Here is a 23,011-nt window from a genome sequence, read left to right as displayed (position 1 = left end):
GCTTACAGATCCTTGGCCAGCCGCAGTCCCGTGAACTGCCAGCGTTGATGGGGGTGGAAGAAATTGCGGTAACTGGCGCGGACATGACCGCGCGGGGTGGCACAACTGCCGCCCTTCAGCACGAACTGCCCGGACATGAACTTGCCATTATATTCGCCGACCGCGCCGGGGGCGGTGCGAAAGCCGGGATAGGGGCGATAGGCGCTGCCGGTCCATTCCCACACATCGCCGAACATCTGGGTCAGGCTGGTGCCGTCTTCGGCGGCGCGGGGGCGGGGGCAGGCAGCGCCGTCCAGTTGTTCGCCACTGGTCGGCGCGATGTTGAGCGCCGCGCTTTCCCATTCCGCCTCGGTCGGCAGGCGCGCGCCCGCCCAACTGGCATAGGCGTCGGCTTCATACAGGTTGATATGGCAGGCCGGGGCAGCCGGATTGACCGGCTGGCGCCCGTCCAGGCCGAACCGGATCCAGCCCTGTTCGCCGCGCTGCCAGTAGAGCGGCGCCTCGATCCCTTCCGCCTGGACCCAGGCCCAGCCATCCGACAGCCAGAGCGCCGGGTCATGATAGCCGCCATCCTCGATGAAGCCGATCCATTCGCCATTGGTGATCGGCCGGTGGGCCAGCGCATGGGGGCGCAGGAAGACCTTGTGGCGCGGCCCCTCGCAATCGAAGGCGAAGCCGGTCTTGCCGTCGTCGCCGATTTCGACCAGCCCCTCGCGCCCCTCGATCCAGTGCAGCGGTCCGGGGACCGGCGCGGGCATCGCCCTGGGCGCGTCGAACAGGGCGGGCGCGATGGGATTGAGCGAAAAAAGATGCTGCAGGTCGGTCAGCAGCAATTCCTGATGCTGCTGCTCATGCTGCAGCCCCAGCGTCACCAGCGTGCAGGCGGCCTCCGGCAGATGCGGCATGGCGGCCAGCAGCGCGGCATCGACATGGGCGCGATAGGCGCGCACGTCGTTCAGGCTCGGCCGGGTCAGCATGCCGCGCATCGGCCGGGCATGGCGCGGCCCTTCCGCCTCGTAATAGCTGTTGAACAGATAGGCGAAGCGGTCGTCGAAGGGGCGATAGCCCTCGACATGATCGCGCAGGACAAATGTCTCGAAGAACCAGCTGACATGGGCCAGATGCCATTTGGCGGGCGATGCGTCGGGCATCGACTGCACCGTGGCATCCGCGTCGGACAGCGGCGCTGCCAGCGCCTGCGTCAGCGCGCGGACGGCGCGATAGCGTTCCGCCAGCGCATCCTGTCCGGGCTGGATCCAGATTTTGGCCATGCACGCCCCTTTCGATACGGTTGCACCGCTCTCGCAAGGGGTAAGCGCATGACCGGGCAGCTCGGTTCCTTGCCGCCTTGTTGCGGCGCAGAATCAGGCGGCGGTGCGCTCCGGCCGGGCGCGACGCAGCTGGTTGCGGCCATTGGCCTTGGCTTCGTACAGCGCTTGGTCGGCCAGGCGCAGCACCTCGTCCATCTCCTCGCCCTTCCAGCGGCAGATGCCGGCGGAAAAGGTGATCGGGCGCCCATCGACATCGCCCAGCGGATGCTCGCGAATCTGCTCGGCCAGGCGCGCCAGCGACCAGCTCGCCTCATCCTCGATGCAATTCTGGAAGAAGACCGCAAATTCCTCGCCGCCCCAGCGCGCGACCATGTCGATGCGCCGGATCTGCGCGGACAGGCGGGTGGCGAAATCGCGCAGCACCCGGTCGCCCTCGTCATGGCCCAGCCGGTCATTGACCTGCTTGAAATGATCGATGTCGATGATGGCGATACAGCCCTGGCGCTTCTCGGTCGGCAGTTCATCGATCTGGGCCAGCAGGCCGCGCCGGTTGGCGATGCCGGTCAGCGGGTCTTCATGGGCCGCCACTTGCAACTCCTCCATCTGGGCGCGGGTCGATGTCGCGGCACGGTGGACGCCGGCATAGAGGGTACGGATCACATCACCGACTTCGGGCAGGACCGGCGCCTCCGGACTGTCGGAGCGCAGCGTATCGGCCAGCGCATGGATCGGGCTCAGCAGCGCGCCGATGCCCATCAGCGCCATGATCGTGCCGATCAACGTGGCGGTCAGCAACAGCAGGAATTCGGCCAGCGCGATCCGGCCGGTCGCCATCCCCCAGCTGATATAGCCGATCAGCGGCAGATGGGTGGCGACGAAGCAGAGTGCGAACAGGCGCAGGCGCAGGCTGCGCGGAAAGATGAAGGATGTTGCCAGATAGAATTGCATCTTGGCCCTCTCACTAATTGCGAATAACCCGCAAATTTGGAGAATTGGCTAAACGCGCCCTGAATGAATAGGGTTAATGTTGCGGTGCAAGGCAAAGCGTGTGCGATGGTAGCCAGGTCGTTGAAATCAGACCTGTCTTGATGCGCCCGGCACCCATTTAACATCCCGCGCGCCATGGTCGTTCAGCCGGCGGGCGAGGACGAACAGCAGGTCCGACAGGCGGTTGAGATAGGCCAGCGCCTGCGGATTGAGCGCGACATCGGCGGCGGCGGCCGTTGCGCTGCGCTCGGCCCGGCGGGTGATCGCACGGGCGAGGTGGACGGCGGCGGCGGCCGGACTGCCGCCGGGCAGGATGAAACTGTCGAGCGGAGCAAGATCGGCGTTCATGTCGTCGATCTGCCGCTCCAGTCGTGCGACCTGGCTGGCAATGATGCGTAGTGCCCAGGGCTCGTCCGCGCCGTCCGGAATCGGGGTGGCGAGGTCCGCGCCCAGATCGAACAGGTCGTTCTGGATGGTGGTCAGCCAGGCCGCCTCGGGCAGGTCGCCGATCGCGAGGATGGCGAGGCCGATCGCGCTGTTCGCCTCGTCCACGTCGCCCACCGCCTGCATGCGCGGCGCATGTTTGGGCAGGCGCGATCCATCGACCAGACCGGTGGTGCCCGCGTCCCCGGTGCGGGTGTAGATCTTGTTGAGCTTGACCATCAGCCCTCAGCCATTGCCCTTCATCATCAGCAACAGGGCGATGATGATGACGGCGCCGGCCTGGAACAGGATGCGGTTCATCATCATCCGGTTCTGCTTCAGGCTGGATGGGCGCGGCGCGCCTTCCGGCAGGTTCAGTTCCTCCTTTGTCGCCTGGAGGAAGGCGATGATGCCGCGGACAAGCGCGAACAGGGTCGCGGCCATGGCAAGGATGAGGGCGATGACGAGCACGGTGGTCATGGGGTGATGCTAGGCCGCTCCGGCGGTGATGCCAACCGGAAAGCGCCCGGCGCGCAGATCATCGGCCAGGCGCTGCGGGTCCATGCCGGCAGCACGCAACTCCGCCAGCGCAATCGCACCGTCCCGCTTCGCCAGCCGCTTGCCATCGGCGCCCAGCAGTAGAGGGTGGTGAATATAGGCGGGGCTTGGGAGGGCGAGCAGTGCCTGTAGCAGACGATGGATGTCGGTCGCGGCGCGCAGGTCATTGCCGCGCAGCACATGGGTGACGCCCATCGCCGCATCGTCCAGCGTGCAGGACAGATGATAGCTGGCGGGCGCATCCTTGCGTGCCAGCACGACATCGCCGGCCGCGGCCGGATCGGCGGCAATATTGGAGGGCGCCGCCTGGGGATCGAGCGGATTGGGCAGGGCGGCCCAGTGCAGCGGCCCTGCCCGTGCGACCGCGGCATGCATGTCGATCCGCCAGGCGTGGGGCATGCCCGCCGCGATGCGCTGCGCGCGCACGGCGACCGGCAGGGCGCGGCAGGTGCCGGGATAGACCGGGCCTTCCGGGCCATGCGGCGCGGTCAGGCTCGCCTGGATATCGGCGCGCGTGCAGAAGCAGGGATAGAGCAGGTCCATCGCCCGCAACTGGTCGAGCGCGGCATCATAGTCGGCCAGGCGCTGCGACTGGAAAATGATTGGGCCATCCCATGCCACGCCCAGCCAGCGCAGATCCTCGACAATCCCATCGACATGTTCGGGCCGGCTGCGTGTGCCGTCTATATCCTCGATCCGCAGGCGAAAGGCGCCACCCGCGGCCCGTGCCAGATCCATCGCCATCAGCGCCGACCAGCCATGGCCGACATGCAATCGACCGGTGGGGCTTGGCGCGAAACGACTCACAAGATGCTGTGGTGCGGTGGATTGAGTCATACAGGCTCTTGACGGCGGATATTCGTTAATGCTGTCATGCTCTTGTCACGTTGTTGGTCGATCAGCGGCGTCGGCAAGGGGGTAGAGGCGACTATGTACCATCCCGACCTGATACGGCATCCGGAAAACTGCCCGGCGCTGGTTTTGAATGCGGACTATACACCGCTCAGCTATTATCCCCTGAGCCTGTGGCCCTGGCAGACCGCCATCAAGGCGATTTTTCTGGAGCGAGTGGACATCGTCTCCTCCTATGAGCGGGAAGTCCACAGCCCCAGCCTGCAGATGCGCATTCCCTCGGTCATCGCGCTCAAGCAATATGTGCGGCCGTCCGAACATCCCGCCTTCACCCGCTTCAACCTGTTCCTGCGTGACAAATTTTCCTGCCAATATTGCGGCACCACCCAGGATCTGACCTTCGACCATGTCGTGCCGCGTCGTGCCGGTGGCCGCACCACCTGGGAAAATGTCGCGACCGCCTGTTCGCCCTGCAACCTCAAGAAGGGCGGGCGCACGCCGCGCGAAGCGGGCATGCAATTGCATGTCCAGCCGATTCGGCCGACCAGTTGGCAATTGCAGGAACATGGCCGCGCCTTTCCGCCCGGCTATCTGCACGAAAGCTGGCATGACTGGCTCTATTGGGACGTCGAACTGCTGGCCTGATCTCTGCGCGGATCAGTTCATCGCGGGCAGCCAGTCCAAATCCATATGCTTGTGCCGGTTGGTATAATGGCCGACCTCTTCCAGCCGGGTCATGTCGATCAGCGTGATCCGGCCATTGGCCCGACTGATCAGATTCTCCTGCTCCATCTGCCGGATCATCCGGTTCACATGGACGGATGTCAGGCCGATGGCGTCGCCAATCTCCTCCTGCGTCAGCTTCAGGTCGAAACTGTCGGTGATGCTGTCATCGGTCACCCGCAGCCGGTCGAACATGTCGAGCAGAAAGGACGCGACCCGTGCCTTGGCCGATGTGCGACCCAGCGAGGCGAGGCGATCGGTCATCGCCACCCGCTCCGCATTGGACAGCAGGAATAGCAGGGCAGCTACCCGCGGATGCTCTTCAAGCAAGCGGCGCAGTGCATGTTTATCGAACGGACAGACGATCGCATCGGACAGCGCGACCAGCGATTCCGGCGCCTTGCTATAGATGGTGCTGGCCGACCCGATGAAGTCGCCAGGAAAATAGACGCGCAATATCTGGCGGCTGCCGTCGGGCAGGATGACATAGCTCATCACCCGCCCCTCGCGCAGCACGAACAATTCCGTAACCGTCTCATTGACGCGTTGGATCATCGCCCCGCGCTTCACCTTGCGGGGATTCTCCTCCAGCCGTGTCAGCGCTGTTTTTTCCGCATCGGACAGGGGGATTGTCTTGGCCAGTCTTTCCGCGAAACAACTCGTCGCCACCAATACACCTTCTTCTTGAAATTGTTGTTACGATGGCAGAACGCCCCAACTTCCTTTTGGCTGCATTTCAGTGACGCGCACTAAACTCGATCAAGGTTGAGCCGATCCGCGAAAATAGTCTTCCGCGCCCTTTGAGCCTGCCCGTTTTTCGCGTCGAACGACCACGCGCGCGCCTTGCACGTCGCGCAATAGACGCTATGAAACCTAGCCAATGGACCGCATTCACATTCGCGGCGGCAAGCAACTCAACGGCCGCCTTCCCATCTCCGGCGCTAAGAACGCTGCCCTGACGCTGCTGCCCTGCGCGTTGCTGACCGACGAGCCCGTCGCGCTGCGCAATTTGCCGCGCTTGGCCGACGTCGACAGCTTCGGCCATCTGCTCAACCAGCTTGGCGTGTCGACCATGATTGAGGGCGCCCGTCCCGAAGATTTCGGCCGTGTCATGACGATGCGGGCCGGCCGGGTCACCTCGACAGAGGCGCCCTATGACATCGTGCGCAAGATGCGCGCGTCGATCCTGGTGCTTGGCCCGCTGCTCGCCCGCGCCGGCGAGGCACGGGTGTCGCTGCCCGGCGGCTGCGCGATCGGCAACCGTCCGATCGACCTGCACCTCAAGGCGCTGGAAGCGTTCGGCGCGATCATCGAGATCGCCGCCGGCTATGTCCGCGCCAGCCTGCCCGATGGCGGTCTGCCCGGTGGCATCTATACCTTCCCGGTGGTGTCTGTCGGGGCGACCGAAAATGCGCTGATGGCGGCCTCGCTCGCCAGGGGCACCTGCATCCTGGAAAATGCCGCGCGCGAGCCGGAAATCGTTGATCTGTGCAAGCTGCTGATCGCGATGGGCGCCGATATCGAGGGCGTGGGCACCGACAAGCTGATTATCCATGGCCGCGATCGTCTCCATGGCGCGACCTACAGCGTCATGCCCGACCGGATCGAGGCGGGCAGCTATGCCTGCGCCGCGGCAATCACGGGCGGTTCGCTTGACCTGATCGGTGCCAATGCCGACGACATGCACGCGATCCTGGCCGCGCTGCGCGAAGCGGGCGTGCAGGTCGATGAGCATCGCGACGGCATCCGTGTCTCGTCCGACGGCAAGCTCAAGCCGCTCAACATTTCGACCGCGCCCTTCCCGGCCTTCCCGACCGATATGCAGGCGCAGTTCATGGCGATGCTGACCAAGGCGGACGGCGCATCGGTGCTGACCGAGACGATCTTCGAGAACCGCTACATGCATGTGCCCGAACTGGCGCGCATGGGGGCGGACATCGCCGTCAATGGCCGCACCGCCGTGGTGCGCGGCGTCGACAAGCTGGTCGGTGCGCCGGTGATGGCGACCGATCTGCGCGCATCGATGAGCCTGATCCTGGCTGGCCTTGCCGCCGAAGGCGAGACCATCGTCAGCCGCGTCTATCATCTCGATCGCGGTTATGAACGGCTGGAGGAAAAGCTTTCGGCCGTCGGTGCCGATATCGAGCGGGTCAGTGATGGCTGAAGGCCGTGGCCTGGCAACGGATCGGGCGGCGCTGCTGGCGCTCTATGATCTCGATGCAGGCGGTTTCCGCACTCTGGACGACATCACCAGCTTTGCCGCGCAACTCTGTGATGCGCCCATCGCGCTCGTCAGCATTGTCGAGGATATAAGGCAGCGTTTTTTGGCGCGGGTGGGGCTGGATGCGGAGGAGACGCCACGGGACGTCTCCTTCTGTGCGCTGGCCATGCTGGGTGACGAAATCTTCGTTGTGCCGGATGCGGCGCAGGACGCGCGTTTCATCGACAATGCGCTGGTCACCGGGCCGCCGCATATCCGCTTCTATGCCGGTGCGCCGCTGGTCGGTGGCGATGGTGAGCCGTTGGGAGCGTTGTGCGTCATCGACACGGTCCCACGCGCGGATCTGACGCCATTGCAGCGTCAGGGGCTTTTGCTGCTGGCACGGCAGGTGATGGTGGAGTTGGAAGGGCGGCGACGCGATCGCGATGTCATCGCCCAGCAACGGCTGGATGCGGCGGCGGTGGCAGACAGTGACCGCATGTTCCGGACCCTGGCGGACACGATGCCGCAGATGGTCTGGTCTACCCTGCCCGACGGCTATCATGATTATTATAATGCCCGCTGGTATGAATATACCGGCGTTCCCGCAGGATCGACCGATGGGGATGCCTGGAATGGCATGTTCCATGCGGAGGACCAGCCCAAGGCTTGGGAAAAGTGGCGACATTCCTTGGCCAGCGGCGATCCCTACGAGATCGAATATCGGCTGCGCCATCACGATGGCGAATATCGCTGGACCCTGGGGCGCGCGCTGCCGATCCGGGATGCGCGAGGCCAGATCATCCGCTGGATCGGCACCTGCACCGAGATTCACGAACAGAAGCTGATGCTGGAAGAGCGCGAGATGATCGCGCACGAACTGTCGCACCGAATCAAGAATATCTTTTCCGTCATCGCCGGCCTCATTGGCCTGTCGGCGCGCGAACGGCCGGGCATGCAGGAGGGGGCGGAGGATTTGCGCGATCGCATCCTGGCGCTGGGGCGGGCGCATGATTTCGTCCGTACCCATGGCGGCGGCGCAAGCATTGCGGAGGAACGCGCATCGCTGCATGGCGTGCTGGAGGAGATTTTCGCGCCCTATGGCGGTCGGGAACGCCTGGTGCTGTCGGGCGACAATCCTGCGATCGACGATCGGTCGGCCACGCCGCTGGCGCTGCTGTTTCATGAATTGGCGACCAATGCGGCCAAATATGGCGCGCTGTCGACCGCGACTGGCCATGTCGCATTGCATGTGGCGAATGATGGCGAAGATGTCCGCCTCGACTGGCGTGAAGAAGGCGGACCGGTGGTCGCGCCCGTGGCAGGCGAAGGTTTTGGCAGTCGCCTGATCGCGCTCAGCGTCGAACGTCAGCTTGGCGGCCGGCTGGAACGGGAATGGCACCCGGAAGGGGCGCGGCTCAGCCTGTGGATACCGCGCCGATCACTGCATCGCGGGGCGGCGGGAAGGGCGTAAAGCCGGCGATGTCGGCGCTGGTCAGGTCCGGCGTGTCGGTCGCTGCCAGCAGGACGGTCTGGGCGATGCTTTGCGCGCGGAAAGGCTTGGTAACGACGCCCAGCGCTGCGATCGCGGCTGTCCCGATTTGCGCCGGATTGGCGGTCACATAGATCACCTTGATGCCGAAGCGGCTGGCCAGTTCCATGCCGATGGCGGGGCCGGTCGGACCGTCGCGCAGGTTGAGATCGACCAAAGCGATGTCACAGGATTCTGCGGCTGCCAAGGCCGCCTCGCGGTCGGCCGCGATGCCGCCGACATCGAAGCCGGCATCCTGCACAATCTGTTCGATTTCCAACGCGACGAAAATCTCGTCCTCGACGATCAGAATCTTCTTGCTCATCCCTGCGCCCGCTTATGCTGGTGCCGATAAATGCGGCAGTGGGCAAAGAGTTCCCGAAATATGTAAAAATCAGGTGTCGTCGTTTTTGATGCTGGTCCAGGTCGTGTCGAATGCGGTGCCGTTCATCAACAGGACCGATGCGGGATAGCCGCCTTCGGCTGCCTTCTTCGCTGTCTCGGTGGCGCTGTCAATCGCCGCCTGCTGCGTCGGGAAGGGGCCATAATAGCTGTTGTTGAGGTTGATCTTCCACACGCCGTCATGCGGGACGATGATGTAGCGGGCGTGGGGCAGGTCGGTCATGGTCGCGATGGTCTCCGATGGCAGGTCAGCGCGCCGGCATCCGCCGGGCGCTCGCCAGATGATGGGCATGGGTGATCGCGACCGCAAGCGCGTCAGCCGCGTCCGAACCGACGATCTTGGCACCCGGCAGCAGCCGCTGGACCATGGCATGGACCTGATCCTTCGACGCGTTGCCGACGCCGACGACCGATTTCTTGACCAGCCGGGCGGCATATTCGCCGACTTCCATGCCGGAACGCGCGGCATTCAGCAGGATGACGCCACGTGCCTGGCCCAGTTTGAGCGTCGATTGCGGATTGACGTTGACGAACACCTCCTCGACCGCGGCGCCATCGGGCTGATGTTCGAGGATCAGGTCGGTCAGCGCCAGGTCGAGCGCCATCAGCCGCGTCGCCAGCGACATCGCGCTGTCGGTCTTGATCTGGCCATTGCCGACATGGGTCAGCCGATTGCCATCGGCGGCAATCAGGCCCCAGCCGGTCGTGCCGAGGCCTGGATCCAGTCCCAGGATGATCATGCGACGAAAGCTGCGGGCATTTAGCCTAGCTTCTCCAGCACCGCGTCGGACACTTCGTAATTGCCCCAGACGGTCTGGACGTCGTCATCATCTTCCAGCGTGTCGACCAGCTTCAGCAGCGTTGCGGCATTGGCTTCGTCGACTTCCAGCGTGGTCTGCGGCTTCCAGGCGAGCTTGGCGCCCTCTGCCGGACCCAGCTTGGCTTCCAGCGCCTTGGCGACTTCGTGCAGTGCGTCCATTGCGGTCCAGATCTCATGCTCGTCTTCGTTCGACGAGACATCGTCCGCCCCCGCTTCCAGCGCGGCTTCGAACACGGCGTCGGCATCGCCGGCGCTGGCGGGATAGGTGATGAGGCCCAGGCGGTCGAAGCCATGGCTAACCGCGCCCGACGCGCCCAGGTTGCCGCCATTTTTGGCAAAGGCGGTGCGGACATTGGTCGCGGTGCGGTTGCGGTTGTCGGTCAGGGCCTCGACGATGATGGCGACGCCGCCGGGGCCATAGCCCTCGTAGCGGATTTCCTCGTAATTCTCCATGTCGCCGCCGATCGCCTTGTCGATCGCGCGCTGGATATTGTCCTTGGGCATCGACTGGGCCTTGGCGGCGTTGACCGCCAGGCGCAGGCGCGGGTTCATGTCCGGATCGGGCATGCCCATCTTGGCCGCGACGGTGATTTCGCGCGACAGCTTGGAGAACATCGACGAGCGCTTCTTGTCCTGCGCACCCTTGCGATGCATGATGTTCTTGAATTTGGAATGGCCGGCCACGGCCTTCTCCTGACATTTTCTGTGAAACCGAAGCGCGCTCTCTAGCGAGCGCGTGGGCATCCTGCAACGCTAGAGGATAGTCGGGGCGCGGCGATCAGTAGCGGATCGCGGTGCCCGAGGCGGAGACCATCAGCATCGAGCCGTTGGCGCCGATCACTTCATAGTCGAGGTCGACGCCGACGATGGCATTGGCGCCCAGCTTGCGGGCATTGCCCTGCATCTCCTCGATCGCCTCGCTGCGGGCGCGCTGCAGCACATCCTCATAGGCGCCCGATCGGCCGCCGACGATGTCGCGCACGCTGGCGAACAGGTCGCGGAAGAGGTTGGCGCCGACGATCACTTCGCCGGTGACGATGCCCAGATAATCCTGGGCAGGTCGGCCTTCCAGGCGGCTGGTGGTGCTGACGATGATGTCGGTCATAAAGGGCGTCCTCTCTTTTGTGGCGCCCCTGGCGCGAGGGGGCTGGACCAGATGTAGGTCGACAGCACCCCTCGGCAAGGTCCGGTGGCATGCACCGGTCGGGAATCAGGCGGTGTCCGCCTTATTCCATGCCCAGCGCGGACAGATAGGTCTGCAGGATCGCTTCCATTTCCTGGCGGTCATGCGGCTGCATCTTACGCAGGCGGATGATCTGGCGCATGATCTTGGGGTCGTAACCGGTTGCCTTGGCTTCCAGATAGACGTCCTTGATGTCGTCGCCGATGCCCTTCTTTTCTTCTTCCAGGCGCTCGATGCGCTCGATCAGAAGGCGCAGCTGGTCGGCTGCGATATTGCCCTCGCTCATGGGAATCTCCGTGTCAGTGTGAATCGGTTGGCGGATGCTCCTAGAGCCTGATCGACCGAGGTGGAAGCGCTTTGCGCTTCCACCGATATCGCGAATCAGGCTCTATTTGGGAATATCAGGCGGAGTGTCGCGCGCAGCGCTGGTTCGACAGGATTTGCCGAGCGCCTAATGGTTGTCCGCGTTCTTCGCCACACTCTCCTGCATCTTTGCGATCTGCTCGGGCGTCGCCTCGCTCTGATGGCGGGCCTTCCACTCGGCAAAGGGCATGCCATGGACGATCTCGCGGGCCTCGTCGCGGGTCAAGGTTCCGTCCGCCTCGGCAATCCAGTCGGCCAGGCAGTTGCGGCAGAAACCCGCGGTGCCCATCAGATCGATATTCTGCACATCGGTGCGGTGCTGCAAATGCGCCATCAGGCGGCGGAAGGCGGTTGCAGCGACGGCGTCACTGAGTATGGTAGCGGACACAGGCGGAACCTTTCGCTTAATCTACATCATCCTGTCGTGCAGCACGGATAATCGATAACGACGCCCTGGCAAGCCAGAGGCGATCAATACGGCCAGGAGAAGACATGACACGACTACCGCCCCGCTCGCGCAAGGTTCGCATTCTCGCGACCCTCGGCCCCGCCAGCGAGAGCGCAGAGATGATCCGCGCCTTGTTTGTCGCGGGTGCTGACGCCTTTCGAGTCAATATGAGCCATGGCGCGCATGAGGATCATGCCGCTCGCATCGCGACGATTCGCGAACTGGAAAAGGAATTCGCCCGGCCGACCACGATCCTGGCCGACCTTCAGGGGCCGAAATTGCGCGTGGGCACGTTCGAGAAGGGGCTGGTGGTGCTGGAAACCGGCGCCTCGTTCATCCTCGATCGCGACGACACGCCGGGCACGGTCCAGCGCGTCAACCTGCCGCATCCTGAAATCTATGCTGCGCTGGTCCCCGAAACCCGACTGCTGCTGGACGACGGCAAGCTGGTGCTGCGGGTGAAGGCAGTCACCGACACGCGAATCGACACTGTCGTCGAAATCGGCGGCACCCTCTCCAACCGCAAGGGCGTGAATGTGCCCGACGTGGTCGTTCCGGTGCCGGCGCTCACCGACAAGGATCGCCGCGACCTCAGCTTCGCGGTCGATCAGGGCTGCGACTGGATCGCCTTGAGCTTCGTGCAGCGGCCCGAGGATCTCGCTGAAGCGCGCAAGCTGATGGGCGGCCATGGCGCGCTGATGGCGAAGATCGAGAAGCCCTCGGCCGTGCAGCGGCTGGAGGAGATTATCGAGATGGCCGACGGCGTGATGGTCGCGCGCGGTGATCTCGGCGTCGAATTGCCGCCGCAGGCGGTGCCGCCACTGCAGAAGCAGATCGTCGCCACCGCACGTCGCATGGGCCGTCCGGTTGTGGTCGCAACCCAGATGCTCGAATCGATGATCAAGGCGCCGACCCCGACTCGCGCCGAAGTGTCGGACGTGGCGACGGCGGTCTATGACGGCGCCGACGCTATCATGTTGTCGGCCGAGACGGCGGCGGGCGACTGGCCGGTCGAGGCGGTGTCGATGATGGACAGCATCGCCCATAGCGTGGAGCGCGATCCGGGCTATTTCGCGCGGCTGCACTTTACCGAAACGCGGCCTGATCCGACCACCGCCGACGCCCTGGCGGAAGCGACCGCCGGCATCGTGCCGGTTGTGGGTGCCAGCGTCATCACCTGCTTCACCTCGTCGGGCAGCACCGTGCGCCGCGTGGCACGTGAGCGGCCGTCCGCGCCGATCCTGGCGCTGACGCCGCGATCCGATACCGCGCGCAAGCTGGGCCTGACCTGGGGCGTCCATGCGATCCGTACCAAGGATATCGGCAACTTCGAGGAAATGATCGGCAAGGCGCGCCGCATGGCGCTGCGCCATGACATGACGGTCAAGGGTGGCAAGATCGTGGTGCTGGCCGGCGTGCCCTTTGGGACGCCCGGCTCGACGAACGTGCTGCATGTCGCGACCGTGCGCGGCGATGAGTTGAAGGGGCGCGACGAGGCCTGATTCTCCACGCTCGACCGATTCGGCGCGGCGGCCCATCCGGGTTGCCGCGCCTTTTTGTTGGGTAGGCGAATCGATTCGCTGGAAATGCGCGGCCAACACGTTGAGCGCCCGATCCATGGGATCGGGCGCTCAATAAGACCTTTGGAAGGTCCGGAGGATCGGCGAGCCGATCCGTCCGCGCTGTTTAGCCCTGGCGGGCCTTGAAGCGGCGGTTGGTCTTGTTGATGACGTAGGTCCGGCCACGACGACGGATCACGCGGTTGTCCCGGTGGCGGCCCTTGAGCGACTTGAGCGAGTTGCGGATCTTCATTGTCAGCCTTCTGGAATCATGTCTGATTGGAAAAATCGAAGCGCAGCCCCTATGGGGGAGGCGGCCGAAAGTCAAGGGTAGGCCACCGCCTTTTGCCACCGTTCATCCTGCATGCAGCCAAGTCATGGCTTCACCCGTTGGAAGGGAATGCTATGCCGGTGTCGTGTTGGACATAGTCCCGTTGGAGTGCAATCGCATGTTGAAACAGATCATCCTCTCCTCCTGCCTTGCCCTGTCGCTCGCCGCCTGCGCGACGGTGCCGTCGGTGGAGGTGACGCGATTCCACAATGGCAGCCCGGCACAGACCGGATCGATTGCGGTGCAGGAAATCCCCGGCAATCCGGACGTTGGCCTGGAATTTCGCACCTATGCCGGCGCGGTGAGCCAGGAACTGCAGCGCGTCGGTTTCACCAATGCGGGCGATGCCGGCAGCGACTATGTCGCGCTGGTCGGCTTCCGCCGCAGCTTCCGTCCGACCGGCACCGCGCGCAATGAAAAGCCGGTCAGCGTCGGCGTTGGCGGGGCGCTGGGCAGTGGCGGCTATTCCGGCCTGGGGCTGGGCGTCGGCATCAACCTGTCGGGCAAGCCCAAGGATATCGTCTCCACCGAATTGCAGATCCAGATTCGCCGTCGCAGCGATCAGGCCGCCATCTGGGAAGGCCGCGCCTCGACCGAATCGCGTGAAGGCACGCCCGAATCGCAGCCGCGCGCCGTCGCGCAAAAGCTCGCTGCTGCCCTCCTCGGGGGCTATCCGGGCGAATCCGGGCGCACTATAACGGTCAAATGACCATCTCCATTTCGAGCGCCTTCGACAGCGGCAACATCCGCGTTCTTTCCATCACCGACAGTCCCGCAGGCGTCCGCGCCGAGCTGGAAATCGTCAAGGACAAGGACAGCGACTTCTATCAATGGTTCCATTTCCGTCTGGCGGGCGCCGCCGGACGGGAGGTGGAACTGGCGATCGTCAATTGCGCGGGGTCGGCCTATCCGGACGGCTGGCCGGGCTACAAGGCGCGGATGAGCGAGGATCGCGAGAATTGGCTGCAAGCCGATACCGATTATGCCGACGGCACGCTGACCATCCGCCTCTCGCCCGACAGCAATGCCGTCTGGCTCGCCTATTTCGCGCCCTTTTCGATGGAACGCCATCATGACCTGGTCGCCTGGGCCGCCTGCCAGCCAGGCGTCGAGCATCGCGAACTCGGCCTGACCTTGGACGGCCAGCCGCTCGACATGCTGAGCGTCGGCGAAGGCCCCAAGAATGTCTGGCTCTATGCCCGCCAGCATCCCGGCGAGAGCATGGCCGAATGGTGGATGGAAGGCGCGTTGGAGCGGCTGACCGACGACGAGGACGCGGTGGCGCGCTATCTGCGTCAGAAGGCGACCTTCCACATCGTCCCCAACATGAATCCGGACGGCAGCCGGCGCGGTCATCTGCGCACCAATGCGGCGGGCATCAATCTCAACCGCGAATGGCATGAGCCGTCGATGGACAAGAGCCCGGAAGTCTATCTGGTCCGCGCCGCGATGGACGAGACCGGCGTCGATTTCGCCATGGACGTGCATGGCGACGAGGCGATTCCGGCGGTGTTCCTGGCGGGCTTCGAGGGCATTCCCTCGATCACCGACCGGCAACTCTCGCTCTATCATCGCTATCGCGACACGCTGGCGGCCCGCACGCCGGATTTCCAGACGCGCCTCGGTTATCCGGTGGCGAGCGGCGGCAAGGCCAATCTCGCCATGTCGACCAACCAGCTGGCCGAACGCTTCGGCGCGGTCGCGATGACGCTGGAAATGCCGTTCAAGGATAATGACGATCTGCCCGACGCCGATTTCGGCTGGTCGCCGGCCCGTTCGGCGCAGCTCGGCAAGGATTGCCTGGCGGTGCTGGCGGAGATGATCGAGGATATCTGACCGGGCTGATCGGGGGCAATAGATGGAGCATGGCGGCGTGACGCGACGGACGATTCTGCACGGCGCCGGTGGCGCCATGGCGCTCGGCATGGTCGGCGCGCCGGCCATCGCCAAATCCCGTCCGTCGCGCGAGCGGCTGGAAGCGGCGCTCGCGCGCATCGCCGACCCGGCGGGGGAAGGCAAGCGCACCTACCTCACCCTCTATGCGGACAGCGCGCGGGCGGCGGCGGACGCGGCCGATGCCCGCGCCAGTTCGCCCCTCTCGCCGATCGACGGCGCGATCGTCAGCATCAAGGATCTGTTCGATGTCGCGGGCGAGCCGACCCGCGCCGGGTCGCTGATCCTGGCCGATGCCCCGCCCGCCACCGTCGATGCGCCGGTCGTCGCCCGGCTGAAGCAGGCCGGCGCGGTGATCGTCGGCAAGACCAACATGGTCGAATTCGCCTTTTCCGGCGTCGGCGTAAATCCCCATTATGGCACGCCGGGCAATCCGGCCGACCGGGCCCGCGTGCCCGGCGGATCGACCAGTGGCGGCGGCGTCGCGGTGGCCGATGCCATGTGCGAGATCGCGATCGGCACCGATACCGGTGGTTCCTGCCGCATCCCCGCCGCGCTGTGCGGCGTCGTCGGTTACAAGCCGACCAAGGCGCGGGTGCCGGCCGATGGCGCCTTCCCGCTGTCGCCCACGCTCGATTCGATCGGGCCGATCGCGACCAGCGTGGACGCCTGTTTCCGCACCGATGCGATCCTGGCCGGAGAAGCGGCGCGGCCGCTCGATATCGCGCCGCTCAAGGGGCTGCGCGCCGGCATTCCGCAGGGCCTGCCGCTGGCCGATCTGGACGCGACCGTCGCGGCGCGTTTCGCGGATGCGCTGGCGCGGTTGGGCAAGGCGGGCGTGACGCTCAGCGACGAAGTCTTTCCGCAATTCGATGCGATGCAGGCGCTCCAGTCGCCGGTGCCGATCGCCTCGGTCGAGGCCTATGCCATCCACCGCGATCGAATCGCGACCCGTGCGCAGGATTTCGATCCGATCGTGCTGGCGCGGATGCAGGCGGGCCGTGACGTGACGCCCGAACGCCACCGGCAGATGCTGGCGGAGCGCGCTGCGCTGGTGCGGTCGATGGACGCGCGCCTGGCCGGACTGGACGTCCTCGTCCTGCCGACCACGCCGATCGTCGCGCCGACCAAGGCGGAGGTGGCGAACGCCGACGCTTTCGTCGCCCGCAACCGGCTGCTGCTGCGCAACACCGGCCTCGGCAACAGTTTCGATCTGTGCGCCATTTCCCTGCCTCTGCCGCGCGAGAGCGGCCTGCCGGTCGGCCTGATGCTGATGGCGCGCGCCGGGCAAGACCAGCGCCTGTTCGCGATCGCGGCAGCGGTGGAGCGGCTGCTCGCAGTTTAGCCGAACAGTTCCTCCAGGAAATTCACCATCGCGCGGAAGCTGCGGCGGTCGGCGTCGGCGCTATAGGCCAGCCCCTTTTCGGGCATATGGACGCTCTCGTCGGTGAAGGCGTGGCCGGTGTGGCCATAGGCATGAATCTGCCAGTCGCAGCCCGCCTCGGTCAGTTCCTTCGCCAGGCCGACGGTCGCTTCGGGCGGGGCGATCGGATCTTCCCAGCCATGGCAGACCAGCAGCTTGGCAGTGATCCGGGCGTTGGGGAAGGGGGGCGCCTCATAGACCCCATGGAAGCTGACTCCGCCGGCAATGTCGGCGCCAGCCCGAGCCAGGTCGAGCACGCATTTGCCGCCGAAGCAGAAGCCGATCGCGGCCGTGCGTGCGGCATCGACCGCCGACATATCCTTGAGCAGCGCATGGACGCCCAGCATCCGGTCACGCAACAGCGCGCGGTCGGCGTTGAGTTCGTTCATATAGCGCCCGGCGTCGGGATCTTCGCGGGTGGTGCGCTTGTCCTGCCCGAAAACATCGGCGACCAGCACCGCATAGCCCCGCGCCGCGACTTTCTCCGCATAGAGGAAGTCGGCTTCCTTGGTGCCCAGAACATTGGGAACCAGCAGGATGCCCGGCAGCGGGCCGGCAGCGGCATCGTCGACCACGGCGACGCTTTCGAACGGGCCGCCCGGACCGTCATGGATGAGAGTCTGACGGGTGAGGACCATGAAAGCGTCTCCTGTGGATAAGTCGAAAAGTCAGATGCTGCCGAAGCCGGGGGCTTCGCCACGCGCGGCGGCATTGATTCGGCGCGGCCGCTTCCAGCCGATCTGGGGGCGCTTGCGCAGGCGCAGGGTCGGCCAATGACCGCGATCGCTGCGCTCGGCGAGGCGCATGCCCTGCGCGCGATAGGCGGCGATCACCGCATCGGCCTGTTCGTTGAGCAGGCCGGCGAGCACGATCGTGCCGCCATCCTCCACCAGCGCGCAGAGCGAGGGCGCCAGTTCGATCAGCGGCCCGGCCAGGATATTGGCGATCAGCAGATCATAGGGTGCGCGCCCGACCAGCGCGGGATGATCCACGCCGGCGGCGGTGCAAAGCGCCAACTGGCCAGCCCCGGCGCCCAGGGCAATGCCGTTCGCCACGGCATTTTCCCGGCTGATGTCGACCGCCACCGGATCGATGTCGGAGGCAATCGCATAGGCGCGCGGCCATAATGTCATCGCGGCAAAGGCGAGCAGGCCGGTGCCGGTGCCTATATCGGCGACATTGCGGAAGCGCATGCCGACGCTGCGCATCCGGTCGATCATCGCCAGGCAGCCGGCGGTGGTCTCATGCTGGCCGGTGCCAAAGGCGCGACTCGCCTCGATCAGGAAATTGACATGGCCGGGCTGTTCGGGGTCGCTGGCGACATTGCGGACATGGAAGCGGCCGGCGGTGACGGGTTCCAGCCCCTGCTGGCTCATCGTCACCCAATCCTCGTCGGGCAGCGCTTCCACCTGCGGCTTGATAGCTGATGCGCTGGGCACCAGGGTCTTGAGCAGCTTGATCGCGGCCGGACTTGGCTTGCCTTCGAAATAGGCGTCGAGCTGCCACTTATTCTCGTCGTCCGGCTCCGCCTCGCTGGTCATCAGCACCGGCGGATGCTCCATCAGGGCGAAGGCGGCGATGTCCCCGTCCAGCGCCTCCGCTTCGGCGCGGGTGCAGGGCAGGGTGACTTTCCAGCTCTGGGCGGCTGGCGCAGCGACATCATTCATGCCGCCGCCTTTAGACCAGCAGAGGGAAGAGGGGAAGCATCTGGCAATTGTCAGATTGGGCTCAGGCCGGAGCGAAAATAGTGACTTTCGAGAACCGGCGCGGAACGTGCTTGAAGCACGTGAGCACCGGAAGCGCAGAAAGACGCTATTTGCAGCCCGGCCTCAGCCCAGTCTCAGGCGACCTGGCGACCGAAGTCGCTGGAGGCATGCCGCAGGCTGGACAGCTTGCCCTCGACACTCATGAAGCCGCGTTCCAGTTGGTCGATTTCCGACGCGACCACTTCGGTGTCCTGGCGGATCGCGGAAATGGTGGTCGACATCGAGTCGGCGGCAAGGGCGGTCTCATCGACGGCGGCGGTGATCATCGTCACCGTCTGTGCCTGGGCATCCATCGCGTGGCGGATGCGCTGGGCACTGGCCTGCACTTCGCCCACCGTGTCGCGGATGCGCTCGTTGGTCTCGACCGACTGGCGGGTAGATGCCTGGATGGCGCCGATCTTACCGGCAATCTCGTCGGTGGCGCGGGCGGTCTGGTTGGCCAGACTCTTCACCTCTTGTGCGACGACGGCAAAGCCGCGACCGGCGTCACCCGCACGGGCCGCCTCGATCGTGGCGTTGAGCGCCAACAGATTGGTCTGGCCGGCAATGTCGCGGATCAGGCCCAGGATCGATTCGATCGACTTGGCATGGTCCGACAGGGTGGCCGACATGGAAACGGCATCGCCAGATTGCGACGCGGCGCGCTGCGCCACTTCGGCGGCGCTTTCCACTTCGGTGCGGGCGTCCTCGATCGCACGGATCAGGCCGGCCGAGGTGCGGGCGGCCTCGCGCATCGCAAGGGCGGATTGTTCGGCGGCGGCGGCGACTTCCGATGCCTTGCCCAGCATGCCGCGGGTCGCGGCGGAGGCATCCTTGGCCTGTTCGCGCAGCGATTCGCCCAGCTGCGACGCGCCGTCGATCTCGCCCATGATGCGCTGCTCGAACAGGACGCCGAACTGCTGGCGGGCATTGCGCTGGCTTTCGGCATCGTCGATCGCGATCACATTGGCCATCAGGCCGGCATCGACCATGCCGGCCTGCGCCATGATGTCGACCAGCCGGCGGCGGGTGGCGTCGTCAGGCGCGCGTTCCCAGATGAGGTCGGTCAGCTTTTCGTTGGCGGCGGCAACGGGCAGCAGCACGCCGCGCACGGAAATGCCGTGCTTGCGGGCGTGGCGGACGCAGGCGGTGGAGGACAGCGCCCAGTCGCCGGCGCTGTAATGGCGCAGCTTCTGGCGCACATATTCATGTGCGGCGGTCTCGATCTTCGCCAGCGTCGTGGGCTGCAGCCGGCTCTTGAGGCCCGAACTGTCCATATAGGTGGAAAAGAAGGTGCGGGCCGCGACAACCGCATCGTCGCCGACCAGTTGCTCGATTTCGGCCATGCCGCGGGCCAGATCGCCGCGGGGGTCCACTTCGGCCAGCATCTGGGCGATGGCGTTCCTGGGCGTGGTGGCGGAAGTCATGGATTGCAGAACCCCAATTGGTGTCAGGACGAACCAGGCGGTGATAGCGCCATTTGGTTAATCACTTCTTATTTGGACGGCCTCGTCGACTTGGTCGGCGCGGCTTGCCCTCCGGCGTCTTCGCTCCTAAGGGGAGCGGACTCAAAGGACATAGCAGGGACCAGGGTAGACATGGCGCGAACCAACAGCCGGCCGCTCTCGCCGCATTTGACGATCTGGAAATGGGGGCCGGCAATGGCCGTCTCCATCATTCACCGCGTGACGGGCAATGGCCTGGCCACTGCAGGCGCTCTTGGCCTCATCTGGTGGCTGATGGCCGCTGCGACCGGCCCGGAAGCCTATGCCACCTTCGTCACCTGCGCGACCTCGCCGATCGGCTATCTGGTCATGGCGGGTCTGTCCTGGTTCTTCTTCCAGCACCTCTTCTCGGGTCTGCGCCATTTCGTGCTCGACATGGGCGCGGGTTATGAGCTGAAGACCAGCAAGACCTGGTCGATCCTGACCTTCGTGCTGTCGACGATCGCCACCGCCGCCTTCTGGGCCGCGATCTGCCTGGGGAAATTCTGATGGGTACCGGAACCGGAATCGGCCGCGTCCGCGGTCTTGGCTCGGCCAAGCATGGCGCGCATCACTGGCTGGCCCAGCGCTACACCGCCGTAGGCAATCTGCTGCTGGTGCTGTGGCTGCTGTTCAGCCTGATCGCGCTGCCCGGCCTCGATTATGAGAGCGTGGTCAACTGGATTCACAATCCGCTGGTCGCCGTGCCGCTGATGCTGATGATCGTCAGCATCTTCATGCATCTGCGTCTGGGCATGCAGGTCATGCTGGAGGACTATGTCCACGACAAGGGGCTGGCCTTCTTCTCGATGCTGCTGCTGAACTTCTATGCCTATGCCGGCGCTGCCGCGGGCGTCTTCGCGATCGCCAAGATCGCCTTCATCGGGGTCGTCAAGTAATGAGCGAAGCCTACAAGATCATCGACCATACCTACGACACCGTCGTCGTGGGTGCCGGCGGCTCGGGCCTGCGCGCCACCATGGGCAGCGCCGAAGCGGGTCTCAAGACCGCCTGCATCACCAAGCTGTTCCCGACCCGCAGCCACACCGTGGCGGCGCAGGGCGGCATTGCCGCCTCGCTCGGCAACAACAGCCCCGACCACTGGACCTGGCACATGTACGACACCGTCAAGGGGTCGGACTGGCTGGGCGACCAGGACGCGATCGAATATATGGTGCGCGAAGCGCCGGCGGCCGTGATCGAGCTGGAACATGCCGGCGTGCCGTTCAGCCGCAACCAGGACGGCACCATCTATCAGCGTCCGTTCGGCGGCCACATGCAGAATATGGGCGCCGGCCCGCCGGTGCAGCGCACCTGCGCCGCCGCCGACCGTACCGGCCACGCCATGCTGCACGCTCTGTATCAGCAGAGCCTGAAGTATGACGCCGACTTCTACATCGAATATTTCGCCATCGATCTGATCATGGAAGATGGCCCGAACGGCAAGGAATGCCGCGGCGTCATCGCCATCTGCATGGAAGATGGCAGCATCCACCGCTTCCGCAGCCATGCCGTCGTGCTGGCGACCGGTGGCTATGGCCGCGCCTATTTCTCGGCCACCTCGGCCCATAGCTGCACCGGCGACGGCGGCGGCATGGTGCTGCGCGCCGGCCTGCCGCTGCAGGATCTGGAGTTCGTCCAGTTCCACCCGACCGGGATCTATGGCGCGGGCGTGCTGATCACCGAAGGCGCGCGCGGCGAAGGCGGCTATCTCACCAATTCCGAAGGCGAGCGTTTCATGGAACGCTATGCCCCGTCGGCGAAGGATCTGGCGTCGCGTGACGTCGTGTCGCGCTCGATGGCGATGGAAATGCGCGAGGGCCGTGGCGTCGGCGAGCACAAGGATCATATCTTCCTGCACCTCGACCATATCGACCCCAAGGTTCTGGCCGAGCGCCTGCCGGGCATCACCGAAAGCGGCAAGATCTTTGCCGGTGTCGACCTGACCCGCCAGCCGCTGCCCGTGACCCCGACGGTCCATTACAATATGGGCGGCATCCCCTGTAACTATCATGGCCAGGTGGTGACGAAGGTCGGCGACGATCCCGAAGTCGTGGTGCCGGGGCTGTTCGCGGTCGGCGAAGCGGCCTGCGTGTCGGTCCATGGCGCGAACCGCCTCGGCTCCAACTCGCTGATCGACCTTGTCGTGTTCGGCCGCGCGACCGGCCTGTTCCTCAAGGACAATCTCAAGCCCAACACCCCGCACAAGCCGCTGCCGGCCAATGCGGCCGATCTGGCGCTGTCGCGCCTCGATCACTACCGCAACGCCAACGGCACCACCTCGACCGCAGACATCCGCATGGACATGCAGCGCACCATGCAGAAGCATGCTGCCGTGTTCCGCGACAGCGAATTGCTGGCCGATGGCGTCGTCAAGATGCAGGCGGTCAACAAGCGCCTTCAGGACGTCAAGATCGCCGACCGTTCGCTGATCTGGAACACCGACCTGATCGAGACGCTGGAACTGGACAATCTCATGAGCCAGGCCATCTGCACGATGGAAGGCGCCGAGGCCCGCAAGGAATCGCGCGGCGCCCATGCGCATGAGGATTTCCCGAACCGCGACGACGAAAACTGGATGAAGCACACCATCAGCTGGTTCGAAGGCTGGGGTGGCTCGAACGGCAAGGTGACGCTCGATTATCGTCCGGTCCACGACTACACGATGACCGACGAGGCCGAGTATATCAAGCCGAAGGCACGCGTATACTAAGCCTCTGGCATCATGCCGGAAATCTGAAGAGGGCGGGCCATCTGGTCCGCCCTTTTTCTTTGCCCATTGCCAGCGCGCGATCAGGCTCTAGCTTGGGTGTCG

27 protein-coding genes are annotated in these 23,011 nt (G+C 65.0%); 10 read left to right on the top strand and 17 right to left on the bottom strand.

The genetic code is table 11. From position 1 onward, the window contains the following. Positions 1 to 2: 2 nt before the first annotated feature. The 5 genes from egtB to gluQRS form a co-directional block, all read right to left on the bottom strand. Positions 3 to 1,271, bottom strand: a complete 1,269-nt coding sequence (gene egtB, locus GGQ90_RS01765; protein WP_188080529.1) for an ergothioneine biosynthesis protein EgtB — start codon at positions 1,269 to 1,271, stop codon at positions 3 to 5. 93 nt (positions 1,272 to 1,364) lie between these two features. After that, positions 1,365 to 2,219: a GGDEF domain-containing protein gene (locus GGQ90_RS01760; protein ID WP_188080528.1), complete on the bottom strand. Its 855-nt coding sequence runs from the start codon at positions 2,217 to 2,219 to the stop codon at positions 1,365 to 1,367. 126 nt (positions 2,220 to 2,345) lie between these two features. Beyond that, on the bottom strand, positions 2,346 to 2,921 hold the full coding sequence (locus GGQ90_RS01755; RefSeq protein WP_188080527.1) for a cob(I)yrinic acid a,c-diamide adenosyltransferase: 576 nt from the start codon (positions 2,919 to 2,921) through the stop codon (positions 2,346 to 2,348). 6 nt (positions 2,922 to 2,927) lie between these two features. Next, positions 2,928 to 3,161: a twin transmembrane helix small protein gene (locus GGQ90_RS01750; protein WP_004210155.1), complete on the bottom strand. Its 234-nt coding sequence runs from the start codon at positions 3,159 to 3,161 to the stop codon at positions 2,928 to 2,930. Positions 3,162 to 3,170: 9 nt separating this feature from the next. Further along, positions 3,171 to 4,076 (bottom strand): tRNA glutamyl-Q(34) synthetase GluQRS, encoded by a 906-nt coding sequence (gene gluQRS / locus GGQ90_RS01745; RefSeq protein ID WP_188080526.1) that lies wholly within the window; start codon positions 4,074 to 4,076, stop codon positions 3,171 to 3,173. Positions 4,077 to 4,169: 93 nt separating this feature from the next. Between gluQRS and GGQ90_RS01740 the strand changes: the two genes are divergently transcribed. Next, positions 4,170 to 4,736, top strand: coding sequence for an HNH endonuclease (locus tag GGQ90_RS01740; RefSeq protein WP_188080525.1), 567 nt, complete (start codon positions 4,170 to 4,172; stop codon positions 4,734 to 4,736). 12 nt (positions 4,737 to 4,748) lie between these two features. On the opposite strand, the gene GGQ90_RS01735 is transcribed toward GGQ90_RS01740, so the two are convergent. After that, a complete protein-coding gene (locus tag GGQ90_RS01735) occupies positions 4,749 to 5,486 on the bottom strand; it encodes a Crp/Fnr family transcriptional regulator (protein WP_188080524.1) in 738 nt (245 codons plus the stop codon). Between the two features lie 208 nt (positions 5,487 to 5,694). Here GGQ90_RS01735 and murA point away from each other — a divergent pair, with 208 nt between their 5' ends. Together murA and GGQ90_RS01725 are read left to right on the top strand one after the other, a co-directional pair. Further along, on the top strand, positions 5,695 to 6,978 hold the full coding sequence (gene murA, locus GGQ90_RS01730; RefSeq protein ID WP_188080523.1) for a UDP-N-acetylglucosamine 1-carboxyvinyltransferase: 1,284 nt from the start codon (positions 5,695 to 5,697) through the stop codon (positions 6,976 to 6,978). Next, positions 6,971 to 8,488, top strand: a complete 1,518-nt coding sequence (locus tag GGQ90_RS01725) for a sensor histidine kinase (RefSeq protein ID WP_188080522.1) — start codon at positions 6,971 to 6,973, stop codon at positions 8,486 to 8,488. The genes murA and GGQ90_RS01725 overlap by 8 nt, the downstream gene beginning before the upstream one ends. Here the strand turns inward: GGQ90_RS01725 and GGQ90_RS01720 are convergent. The 7 genes from GGQ90_RS01720 to GGQ90_RS01690 form a co-directional block, all read right to left on the bottom strand. Beyond that, positions 8,433 to 8,870 carry a response regulator gene (locus tag GGQ90_RS01720; protein ID WP_188080521.1) on the bottom strand — a complete coding sequence of 146 codons (438 nt, stop codon included), beginning with the start codon at positions 8,868 to 8,870 and terminating at the stop codon, positions 8,433 to 8,435. The two genes, GGQ90_RS01725 and GGQ90_RS01720, sit on opposite strands and share 56 nt — an antisense overlap. A 69-nt stretch (positions 8,871 to 8,939) precedes the next feature. Then, entirely contained in the window at positions 8,940 to 9,170 is a 231-nt protein-coding gene (locus tag GGQ90_RS01715) for a DUF2188 domain-containing protein (protein WP_188080520.1), read from the bottom strand. Between the two features lie 25 nt (positions 9,171 to 9,195). Continuing rightward, positions 9,196 to 9,687, bottom strand: a complete 492-nt coding sequence (gene ruvC / locus GGQ90_RS01710) for a crossover junction endodeoxyribonuclease RuvC (RefSeq protein WP_188080519.1) — start codon at positions 9,685 to 9,687, stop codon at positions 9,196 to 9,198. A gap of 20 nt (positions 9,688 to 9,707) precedes the next feature. After that, positions 9,708 to 10,451, bottom strand: coding sequence for a YebC/PmpR family DNA-binding transcriptional regulator (locus tag GGQ90_RS01705; RefSeq protein ID WP_188080518.1), 744 nt, complete (start codon positions 10,449 to 10,451; stop codon positions 9,708 to 9,710). A 94-nt stretch (positions 10,452 to 10,545) separates the two neighbouring features. Then, the gene (locus tag GGQ90_RS01700) at positions 10,546 to 10,872 is read right to left on the bottom strand and encodes a heavy metal-binding domain-containing protein (protein ID WP_188080517.1); all 327 of its coding nucleotides are present in this window, start codon (positions 10,870 to 10,872) and stop codon (positions 10,546 to 10,548) included. Between the two features lie 121 nt (positions 10,873 to 10,993). Beyond that, on the bottom strand, positions 10,994 to 11,236 hold the full coding sequence (locus tag GGQ90_RS01695; protein WP_004210171.1) for a DUF2312 domain-containing protein: 243 nt from the start codon (positions 11,234 to 11,236) through the stop codon (positions 10,994 to 10,996). A gap of 165 nt (positions 11,237 to 11,401) precedes the next feature. Further along, the gene (locus GGQ90_RS01690) at positions 11,402 to 11,701 is read right to left on the bottom strand and encodes a DUF1244 domain-containing protein (RefSeq protein WP_188080516.1); all 300 of its coding nucleotides are present in this window, start codon (positions 11,699 to 11,701) and stop codon (positions 11,402 to 11,404) included. A 104-nt stretch (positions 11,702 to 11,805) separates the two neighbouring features. Here GGQ90_RS01690 and pyk point away from each other — a divergent pair, with 104 nt between their 5' ends. After that, a complete protein-coding gene (gene pyk / locus GGQ90_RS01685) occupies positions 11,806 to 13,263 on the top strand; it encodes a pyruvate kinase (RefSeq protein ID WP_188080515.1) in 1,458 nt (485 codons plus the stop codon). Between the two features lie 184 nt (positions 13,264 to 13,447). Here the strand turns inward: pyk and ykgO are convergent, their stop codons facing one another. Continuing rightward, positions 13,448 to 13,573, bottom strand: coding sequence for a type B 50S ribosomal protein L36 (gene ykgO / locus GGQ90_RS01680; protein WP_004210176.1), 126 nt, complete (start codon positions 13,571 to 13,573; stop codon positions 13,448 to 13,450). A 196-nt stretch (positions 13,574 to 13,769) separates the two neighbouring features. Between ykgO and GGQ90_RS01675 the strand changes: the two genes are divergently transcribed. The 3 genes from GGQ90_RS01675 to GGQ90_RS01665 are packed head-to-tail and all read left to right on the top strand — an operon-like array spanning position 13,770 to position 16,889. After that, the gene (locus GGQ90_RS01675) at positions 13,770 to 14,360 is read left to right on the top strand and encodes a DUF4136 domain-containing protein (RefSeq protein ID WP_188080514.1); all 591 of its coding nucleotides are present in this window, start codon (positions 13,770 to 13,772) and stop codon (positions 14,358 to 14,360) included. Beyond that, a complete protein-coding gene (locus tag GGQ90_RS01670) occupies positions 14,357 to 15,487 on the top strand; it encodes a M14 family metallopeptidase (RefSeq protein WP_188080513.1) in 1,131 nt (376 codons plus the stop codon). The genes GGQ90_RS01675 and GGQ90_RS01670 overlap by 4 nt, the downstream gene beginning before the upstream one ends. Positions 15,488 to 15,524: 37 nt before the next feature. After that, on the top strand, positions 15,525 to 16,889 hold the full coding sequence (locus tag GGQ90_RS01665) for an amidase (RefSeq protein ID WP_343053517.1): 1,365 nt from the start codon (positions 15,525 to 15,527) through the stop codon (positions 16,887 to 16,889). Here the strand turns inward: GGQ90_RS01665 and GGQ90_RS01660 are convergent. The 3 genes from GGQ90_RS01660 to GGQ90_RS01650 form a co-directional block, all read right to left on the bottom strand. After that, positions 16,886 to 17,605: a dienelactone hydrolase family protein gene (locus tag GGQ90_RS01660; protein ID WP_188080511.1), complete on the bottom strand. Its 720-nt coding sequence runs from the start codon at positions 17,603 to 17,605 to the stop codon at positions 16,886 to 16,888. The two genes, GGQ90_RS01665 and GGQ90_RS01660, sit on opposite strands and share 4 nt — an antisense overlap. 30 nt (positions 17,606 to 17,635) lie before the next feature. Next, the gene (locus tag GGQ90_RS01655; protein WP_188080510.1) at positions 17,636 to 18,634 is read right to left on the bottom strand and encodes a 50S ribosomal protein L11 methyltransferase; all 999 of its coding nucleotides are present in this window, start codon (positions 18,632 to 18,634) and stop codon (positions 17,636 to 17,638) included. Between the two features lie 173 nt (positions 18,635 to 18,807). Then, positions 18,808 to 20,139: a methyl-accepting chemotaxis protein gene (locus GGQ90_RS01650; RefSeq protein WP_188080509.1), complete on the bottom strand. Its 1,332-nt coding sequence runs from the start codon at positions 20,137 to 20,139 to the stop codon at positions 18,808 to 18,810. 171 nt (positions 20,140 to 20,310) lie between these two features. Between GGQ90_RS01650 and sdhC the strand changes: the two genes are divergently transcribed. Genes sdhC through sdhA form a run of 3 tightly spaced genes read left to right on the top strand, consistent with a single transcriptional unit; the run spans position 20,311 to position 22,909 of the window. Next, positions 20,311 to 20,706, top strand: coding sequence for a succinate dehydrogenase, cytochrome b556 subunit (sdhC, locus tag GGQ90_RS01645; protein WP_188080508.1), 396 nt, complete (start codon positions 20,311 to 20,313; stop codon positions 20,704 to 20,706). Then, positions 20,706 to 21,095 (top strand): succinate dehydrogenase, hydrophobic membrane anchor protein, encoded by a 390-nt coding sequence (sdhD, locus tag GGQ90_RS01640; protein WP_188080507.1) that lies wholly within the window; start codon positions 20,706 to 20,708, stop codon positions 21,093 to 21,095. The genes sdhC and sdhD overlap by 1 nt, the downstream gene beginning before the upstream one ends. Then, positions 21,095 to 22,909: a succinate dehydrogenase flavoprotein subunit gene (gene sdhA / locus GGQ90_RS01635; protein ID WP_188080506.1), complete on the top strand. Its 1,815-nt coding sequence runs from the start codon at positions 21,095 to 21,097 to the stop codon at positions 22,907 to 22,909. The genes sdhD and sdhA overlap by 1 nt, the downstream gene beginning before the upstream one ends. Positions 22,910 to 23,011 lie beyond the last annotated feature (102 nt).

Source organism: Sphingobium scionense, assembly GCF_014197035.1.
Classification (GTDB): domain Bacteria; phylum Pseudomonadota; class Alphaproteobacteria; order Sphingomonadales; family Sphingomonadaceae; genus Sphingobium; species Sphingobium scionense.
The sequence above is the reverse complement of the archived record's forward strand: the minus strand, read 5'-3'. Positions and strand labels throughout refer to the sequence as shown.

Coding starts and splice junctions, on each gene's coding strand:
- ykgO (WP_004210176.1), bottom strand. CDS start 13,573: ATGAAGATCCGCAACTCGCTCAAGTCGCTCAAGGGCCGCCACCGGGAC.
- GGQ90_RS01750 (WP_004210155.1), bottom strand. CDS start 3,161: ATGACCACCGTGCTCGTCATCGCCCTCATCCTTGCCATGGCCGCGACC.
- GGQ90_RS01715 (WP_188080520.1), bottom strand. CDS start 9,170: ATGACCGACCTGCCCCACGCCCGCTACATCATCGTCCCGCATGACGGC.
- GGQ90_RS01725 (WP_188080522.1), top strand. CDS start 6,971: ATGGCTGAAGGCCGTGGCCTGGCAACGGATCGGGCGGCGCTGCTGGCG.
- GGQ90_RS01740 (WP_188080525.1), top strand. CDS start 4,170: ATGTACCATCCCGACCTGATACGGCATCCGGAAAACTGCCCGGCGCTG.
- GGQ90_RS01700 (WP_188080517.1), bottom strand. CDS start 10,872: ATGACCGACATCATCGTCAGCACCACCAGCCGCCTGGAAGGCCGACCT.
- murA (WP_188080523.1), top strand. CDS start 5,695: ATGGACCGCATTCACATTCGCGGCGGCAAGCAACTCAACGGCCGCCTT.
- sdhA (WP_188080506.1), top strand. CDS start 21,095: ATGAGCGAAGCCTACAAGATCATCGACCATACCTACGACACCGTCGTC.
- GGQ90_RS01660 (WP_188080511.1), bottom strand. CDS start 17,605: ATGGTCCTCACCCGTCAGACTCTCATCCATGACGGTCCGGGCGGCCCG.
- pyk (WP_188080515.1), top strand. CDS start 11,806: ATGACACGACTACCGCCCCGCTCGCGCAAGGTTCGCATTCTCGCGACC.
- GGQ90_RS01720 (WP_188080521.1), bottom strand. CDS start 8,870: ATGAGCAAGAAGATTCTGATCGTCGAGGACGAGATTTTCGTCGCGTTG.
- GGQ90_RS01650 (WP_188080509.1), bottom strand. CDS start 20,139: ATGACTTCCGCCACCACGCCCAGGAACGCCATCGCCCAGATGCTGGCC.
- GGQ90_RS01670 (WP_188080513.1), top strand. CDS start 14,357: ATGACCATCTCCATTTCGAGCGCCTTCGACAGCGGCAACATCCGCGTT.
- egtB (WP_188080529.1), bottom strand. CDS start 1,271: ATGGCCAAAATCTGGATCCAGCCCGGACAGGATGCGCTGGCGGAACGC.
- gluQRS (WP_188080526.1), bottom strand. CDS start 4,076: ATGACTCAATCCACCGCACCACAGCATCTTGTGAGTCGTTTCGCGCCA.
- GGQ90_RS01655 (WP_188080510.1), bottom strand. CDS start 18,634: ATGAATGATGTCGCTGCGCCAGCCGCCCAGAGCTGGAAAGTCACCCTG.
- GGQ90_RS01695 (WP_004210171.1), bottom strand. CDS start 11,236: ATGAGCGAGGGCAATATCGCAGCCGACCAGCTGCGCCTTCTGATCGAG.
- sdhD (WP_188080507.1), top strand. CDS start 20,706: ATGGGTACCGGAACCGGAATCGGCCGCGTCCGCGGTCTTGGCTCGGCC.
- GGQ90_RS01760 (WP_188080528.1), bottom strand. CDS start 2,219: ATGCAATTCTATCTGGCAACATCCTTCATCTTTCCGCGCAGCCTGCGC.
- GGQ90_RS01755 (WP_188080527.1), bottom strand. CDS start 2,921: ATGGTCAAGCTCAACAAGATCTACACCCGCACCGGGGACGCGGGCACC.
- GGQ90_RS01675 (WP_188080514.1), top strand. CDS start 13,770: ATGTTGAAACAGATCATCCTCTCCTCCTGCCTTGCCCTGTCGCTCGCC.
- ruvC (WP_188080519.1), bottom strand. CDS start 9,687: ATGATCATCCTGGGACTGGATCCAGGCCTCGGCACGACCGGCTGGGGC.
- sdhC (WP_188080508.1), top strand. CDS start 20,311: ATGGCGCGAACCAACAGCCGGCCGCTCTCGCCGCATTTGACGATCTGG.